Origin of the sequence: Kribbella sp., from assembly GCF_035655035.1 — a bacterium.
Taxonomy (GTDB): Bacteria; Actinomycetota; Actinomycetes; order Propionibacteriales; family Kribbellaceae; genus Kribbella.
In genome coordinates this window covers 1-5701 of sequence record NZ_DASRVN010000167.1, presented here as the reverse complement: position 1 = coordinate 5701, position 5701 = coordinate 1, and the positions used below count along the sequence as shown (strand labels likewise).

6 protein-coding genes are annotated in these 5701 nt (G+C 70.9%); 4 read left to right on the top strand and 2 right to left on the bottom strand.

The genetic code is table 11. The annotated features are described in order from the left end of the window. The coding region (locus tag VFF46_RS09780; protein WP_325036735.1) for a DUF664 domain-containing protein at positions 1-254 on the bottom strand (254 nt) is incomplete at its 3' end. A gap of 207 nt (positions 255-461) precedes the next feature. Here VFF46_RS09780 and VFF46_RS09775 point away from each other — a divergent pair. The 4 genes from VFF46_RS09775 to VFF46_RS09760 all read left to right on the top strand — a co-directional run bounded on the left by VFF46_RS09775 (position 462) and on the right by VFF46_RS09760 (position 5029). After that, positions 462-2114, top strand: a complete 1653-nt coding sequence (locus VFF46_RS09775) for a DEAD/DEAH box helicase (RefSeq protein WP_325036734.1) — start codon at positions 462-464, stop codon at positions 2112-2114. A 219-nt stretch (positions 2115-2333) separates the two neighbouring features. Further along, entirely contained in the window at positions 2334-3248 is a 915-nt protein-coding gene (locus VFF46_RS09770; RefSeq protein WP_325036733.1) for a hypothetical protein, read from the top strand. 15 nt (positions 3249-3263) lie between these two features. Further along, positions 3264-3629: a DUF1304 domain-containing protein gene (locus VFF46_RS09765; RefSeq protein ID WP_325036732.1), complete on the top strand. Its 366-nt coding sequence runs from the start codon at positions 3264-3266 to the stop codon at positions 3627-3629. A gap of 38 nt (positions 3630-3667) precedes the next feature. Then, a complete protein-coding gene (locus VFF46_RS09760; RefSeq protein ID WP_325036731.1) occupies positions 3668-5029 on the top strand; it encodes an MFS transporter in 1362 nt (453 codons plus the stop codon). Here VFF46_RS09760 and VFF46_RS09755 read toward each other — a convergent pair. Then, positions 5019-5660, bottom strand: a complete 642-nt coding sequence (locus VFF46_RS09755; protein WP_325036730.1) for a LysE family translocator — start codon at positions 5658-5660, stop codon at positions 5019-5021. The two genes, VFF46_RS09760 and VFF46_RS09755, sit on opposite strands and share 11 nt — an antisense overlap. Positions 5661-5701 lie beyond the last annotated feature (41 nt).

The window sequence follows — 5701 nt, the reverse complement described above, 5'->3', positions numbered from 1 at the left end:
GCTTCGGTCCAGTACTTCGCGGGCGAGTCGTGGCCGGCGAGCGCGCGGTGGAACCAGTACTTCTCGACCTCGCCGAGATGCCGGACCAGGCCGATCAACGACATGGACGACGGCTCGACGGTACGGCGTACCAGCTGCTCGCCGGTCAGCCCGGAGACCTTCCACAGCAGCGTGCCACGGTGGAAGTCGAGGAAACCCTGCAGGAGCGTACGTTCGTCGGCGGCGGTGGGCGGATCCACTCGGAACTCGGTCACGAGCAGAAGGTAACCCGTGTGACGAGCGTCCTGGGGATAATCCGGCCGGCCGCACCCATCCGTGCCGTACACTGTTCCTGACGGCCCGCCCAGTTCTGCCTCGGGCCGGTGAGCGCACTTCTACTGTGCGCCAGCAGTCGACCACCACGCGCCGCGGCCCACCCGGCCGCGCCGGGCAGGACGACCCCCGATCTTTGGAGTACTTCTATGGCGGCCCGCCGCCCCACGTCTACAACCACGCACAACCAATCCACTTCCCAGAACCGCAAGCCGGCCGCCGCGGGTGATCCGCGCGGCGAGTCCGCGCGGCCCCGCCGTCGGCGGCGCTCCGGAGGCGGTCGCAACCAGCAGTCCGCCGCCGGGGTTGAGGTTGCTGAGAGCAACGATCCCGGAACCCTCGGCGACGACGTCGTCGAGACGGTTGCCGTTGACAACCGTACGTTCGCCGAGCTCGGCGTACCTGCCGCCCTGGTCGCCGCGCTGGCGGCCGGCGGGGTCGACACGCCGTTCCCGATCCAGGCGGCGACGCTGCCGGATTCGCTGGCCGGCAAGGACGTTCTCGGCCGCGGCCGGACCGGGTCCGGCAAGACCTACGCGTTCGTGCTGCCGGTCCTGGCCAGGCTCGCCGCCAGCGGTGGCAAGCGCCGGCCGAACCAGCCGCGCGCGCTGATCCTCGCGCCGACCCGTGAGCTCGCCACCCAGATCCAGGCGTCGATCACGCCGCTCGCCGACAAGCTCGGGCTGCGCTCGATGACGATCTTCGGCGGCGTCGGCCACGGCCCGCAGATCACCGCGCTGCGAAAGGGCGCCGACATCGTCGTCGCCTGCCCCGGCCGGCTGGAGGACCACGTCCAGGCCGGGCACGCGAAGCTCGGCGCGGTGGAGATCACCGTGCTCGACGAGGCCGACCACATGGCGGACCTCGGGTTCCTGCCCGCCGTACGGCGGATCCTCGACCTGACGCCGGCCACCGCTCAGCGGTTGCTGTTCTCGGCGACGCTCGATGCCGGGGTCGACGTACTCGTCCGGCGTTTCATGACCGATCCGGTCACGCACAGCGTGGACTCGGCGCGGTCGCCGGTCGCGAAGATGACGCACCACGTGTTGCACGTCCGGCCGGACTCGCGGCTGCCGGTGCTGGTCGACCTGACCGCCGCGCCGGGTCGTTCGCTGGTGTTCACCAGGACGAAGTACGGCGCGAAGTCACTGACGAAGAAGCTGATCGCCCAGGGCGTGCCCGCGGTGGAGCTGCACGGGAACCTGTCGCAGGGTGCGCGGACGCGCAACCTCGAGGCGTTCTCCGACGGTACGGCGCGCACGCTGGTCGCCACCGACATCGCCGCTCGCGGGATCCATGTCGACGGCGTCACGCTGGTCATCCACGCCGACCCGCCGGTCGAGCACAAGGCCTACCTGCACCGCTCCGGGCGCACCGCCCGCGCCGGCGCCGAAGGCACGGTCGTCACGCTGATGACCGACGACCAGCTCAACGACGTCCGCGACCTGACCCGCAAGGCCGGCATCACCCCCACCACCACCAAACTCGCCCCCGGCCACCCCCTCCTCACCGAGCTGGCCCCCGGCGACCGCACCTACGTAACCCCAGCCCCGAAAGAAACCCCCACCAACCAGCCCTCCACGGGCCGTTCGTCCCGCCGCCCCGGCGGCAGGCGCTCCGGCACCAACCGCGGAGCATCCGACCGCCCCGCAGCCGACCGCAGCGCAGCCGCCCGTACCGGAGCGGGCCGATCCGCCGCCCAAGGCGGCGGAGCCCCGGCAGAGGGCAACCAAGGCACCCGCTCCGGCCGCCCCAACCGCCGTCGCGGCCGCCGCCGCCCGTCCGGCCAACAGGCCGCCTGACCCAACCATCGCACCCGCTCCGGCACCACCGGAGCGGGTGTTGTGCGTGACACGCCCCGCACCACCCACCGGCGCTCGGCGTTTGAGAGGTTCACGCCTGACCAAGCCCCTTACAGGTCTGTAGGCAGGCGGCTAACGGCCAACCCGAGGGGTGAACCTCTCAAACGGTCGCGAGCCGGGAGCGGTTACCGTTTGGGGTGGCTGACGGAGAGGGCGAGGATGCGGGTTCGTACGGTTTTGAATGATCTGGTGCCCGGGGCGCTGGGCGTTACCGACTCGCATGATCATCTGTTCTTTCGATCGGCCGCGTTGCCTGCGGAGCAGGTGATGGACGACGGCGAGGCGGCGACTGCGGAGGTACGGGCGTTCGCGGACGCCGGCGGGCAGGCGATCGTGCAGTGGACGCCGCACGGGCTGAACCGCCGCGCCGACCTGCTCCCGGGGATCTCCACCCGCACCGGTGTGGCGATCGTCGCCGCGACCGGGCTGCATCGGCGGGAGCACTACCCGGACGGGTACGTCGACAAGGTGCAGGACCAGCTGACCGAGCTCTTCGTGCAGGAGCTGACGACCGGGATCGGCGACACCCAGGTCCGGGCCGGCCTGATCAAGGTCGCCGGCGGGTTCCACGTGCTCGACGACCACGCCGCGCACGTGATCCGCGCCGCGGCCGAGGCGCATCACGCCACGAACGCTCCGATCGCGGTCCACCACGAGCTCGGTTCCGCCGCGGACGCCGTACTCGATCTGCTCGTCGACACCCTCGACGTACACCCGGCCGCCGTCATCCTCGGGCACCTGAACCGTTTCCCCGACCACCGCGTGCACCTCGAGCTCGCACGCCGCGGCGCGTGGCTCGCGTTCGACGGTCCGTCGCGGGCCAACAGCGCGACCGACCCGCGACTGATGGACTGCCTCGGCGCACTGATCGACGCCGGGTACGCCGATCGCCTGCTGCTCGGTGGCGACACCACCACTGCCCGCGCCCGCGCCGCCACCGGCGAAGGCCCCGGCATGCCGTACCTGCTCACCCACCTGCGCCCCCGCATCACGCAGTACTTCGGCGCCGACGTCGCCGAGGCGGCGTTCCGGAGCAACCCAGCGCGCGCCTTCGCCACGGATTGGCGCGCGTAGCGGTACGTTCCCCGCATGAACGTGATCGCGCAGATCTTCGTGGTTATTGCGGGGCTGTTCCATGTGGTCGTGTTCGCCATGGAGAGCCTGCTGTTCCGCAAGCCCAGCACGTACGGCCGGTTCCTGGTGAAGGAGACCGAGGTCGAGGCCGCGCGACCGTGGGCGTTCAACCAGGGGTTCTACAACCTGTTCCTGGCGATCGGCGCGCTCGGCGGCCTGATCTGGGGCGGCGACAAGGGGCACGCGATCGCGCTGTTCGCCTGTGCGTGCATGGCCGGCGCCGGCGTCGTACTGGTCGCCTCCGACCGCCGGATGGCCCGCGCCGCGGCAGCCCAGGCCGTCCCGCCGATCGTCGCGCTGGTCCTCGCCGCCGTTCTCTAGTTGACTTAAAGCGCACTTGAGGACCGACAGTTCTCGGCATGACCACCGTTGCCGAGCCGGTCACCGAGACCGATGGCGTCCTCTCTCCGCAGTACCGCGCACTCACCATCGGAATGGTTGCGCTGATCACGCTGACCGCGTTCGAGTCGCTGGCGGTCGCGACTGCGATGCCGACCGTGGCGCAGTCGCTCAACGGGCTCAGCCTGTACGCGCTCGCGTTCGGCGGGCCACTCGCGTCCGGAGTCGTCGCGATGGTTGTCTCCGGCACCTGGTGTGATCTCAAGGGTCCGACGCGCCCGCTCTGGCACGGTACGGCGTGGTTCCTGGCGGGGCTGATCATCGCGGGCCTGGCGCCGTCGATGGAGATCCTGGTCGTCGGCCGGGTCATCCAGGGGTTCGGCTCCGGGCTGCTGATGGTCGCGCTGTACGTCGTCGTCGGCCAGCTGTACCCGGCCCGCCTGCGCCCGCGGATCTTCGCCGCGTTCGCGACCGGCTGGGTCGTACCATCGCTGGTCGGGCCAACGATCGCGGGCCTGATCGTCGAGCACACCAGCTGGCGGATCGTGTTCCTCGCGGTGCCGGTGATCGCGATACCGGCCGTGCTCGTGATGCGGCCGGGGCTGGCCCGGGGGAGCGCGTACGACGTACGTCCGGGCAAGCTGTGGGACAAGCGGGCGGTGTGGGCGATCGCGGCGGCGGTCGGTGTCGGGCTGCTGCACTACGGCGGCCAGCAGCGCGGCGTACTCCAGATCGTGCTGCTGGCGATCGGGCTGGCCGGGGTGGTCGGGTTCGGCCCGCGGCTGCTGCCGTCGGGGACGTTCACGTTCGGGCGCGGGCTGCCGTCGGTGATCGCGTTGCGCGGGCTGGTCGCGGCGGCCGGGTTCGGCGCGGAGGTGTTCCTGCCGCTGATGCTGACCCGGCAGCGCGGGCTGTCCCCGGCGCTGGCAGGCCTGGTGCTGACGGTCAGCGCGCTGAGCTGGTCGGCGGCGTCGTGGTACCGCGGCCGCCCGAAGCAGCCGTTCTCACATGCCGTCTTCCTGCAGGCCGGGATGGTGGCGATCGTGCTCGGGATCATCACCGCGGCGCTGACGCTCAGTCCGCAGGTACCGATCCTGGTCGGCATCCTCGGCTGGAGCCTGACCGGGTTCGGGATGGGGACGGTGTTCCCGACCCTGTCGGTGCTGGTCCTGGAGTACTCCGAACGGGACGAGCAGGGCGCGAACAGCTCGGCCGCGCAACTCAGCGATTCGTTGTCAACGGCAACGATCCTGGCGATCGGCGGATCGTTGTTCGCGGCAATGGAGCCGCACTCCGCGGTACTGGCGTACCTGGTCGCGTTCGGGCTTCCCGCAGTACTCGCCCTGCTGGGTGTCCCGGCCGGACGTCGTACTAGTCCTTAGTCCCCGAAACCGCGATGCTGGCGCCGAGGCCGATGATCATCAGGCCGCCGGTGCCGCCGACCAGCTCGAGGCGGCGCGGGGAGCGGGCGAACCACTCCCGCGCCGTACCGGCGACGAACGCCCAGATGCTGTCCGAGCAGAGCGCGATCAGCGTGAAGATCAGCCCGAGGATCAGGATCTGCGCCCAGGCCGGACTGCTCGCGCCCTTGTCGACGAACTGCGGCAGCACGGCCGCGAAGAACACCGCGGTCTTGGCGTTGGTCACGCCCACGAGGAAGCCCTGCCGCACGGTCCTCCGCCCGCTGCTCGGCTTGATGCCGGTCGCGAGCGTCTCGGCCAGCGACTTGCGGGTCCGGAACGCGTGCACGCCGAGATAGATCAGGTACGCCGCGCCGCCGAGCTTCACCACGGTCAGCGCGATCGCACTCGCCGCGATCAGCGTGCCGAGCCCGGCGGCGATCAGTACCAGCATGACCGCGGCGCCGAGGGTGTTGCCGACCATCGTCAGCACGGCTTCCCGGCGCCCGACGGCGAGCGCCCGGCCGACGATGAACAGCACGCTCGGGCCCGGGACGACGATGATGATGAACGCGGTGATCGCGAACGCGACCAGATGATGAGCGGACGGCATCTCCCCAGAGTAGATGCGACGGCGTCGCGGTGCACCCGGTA

Coding starts and splice junctions, on each gene's coding strand:
- VFF46_RS09775 (WP_325036734.1), top strand. CDS start 462: ATGGCGGCCCGCCGCCCCACGTCTACAACCACGCACAACCAATCCACT.
- VFF46_RS09770 (WP_325036733.1), top strand. CDS start 2,334: ATGCGGGTTCGTACGGTTTTGAATGATCTGGTGCCCGGGGCGCTGGGC.
- VFF46_RS09765 (WP_325036732.1), top strand. CDS start 3,264: ATGAACGTGATCGCGCAGATCTTCGTGGTTATTGCGGGGCTGTTCCAT.
- VFF46_RS09760 (WP_325036731.1), top strand. CDS start 3,668: ATGACCACCGTTGCCGAGCCGGTCACCGAGACCGATGGCGTCCTCTCT.
- VFF46_RS09755 (WP_325036730.1), bottom strand. CDS start 5,660: ATGCCGTCCGCTCATCATCTGGTCGCGTTCGCGATCACCGCGTTCATC.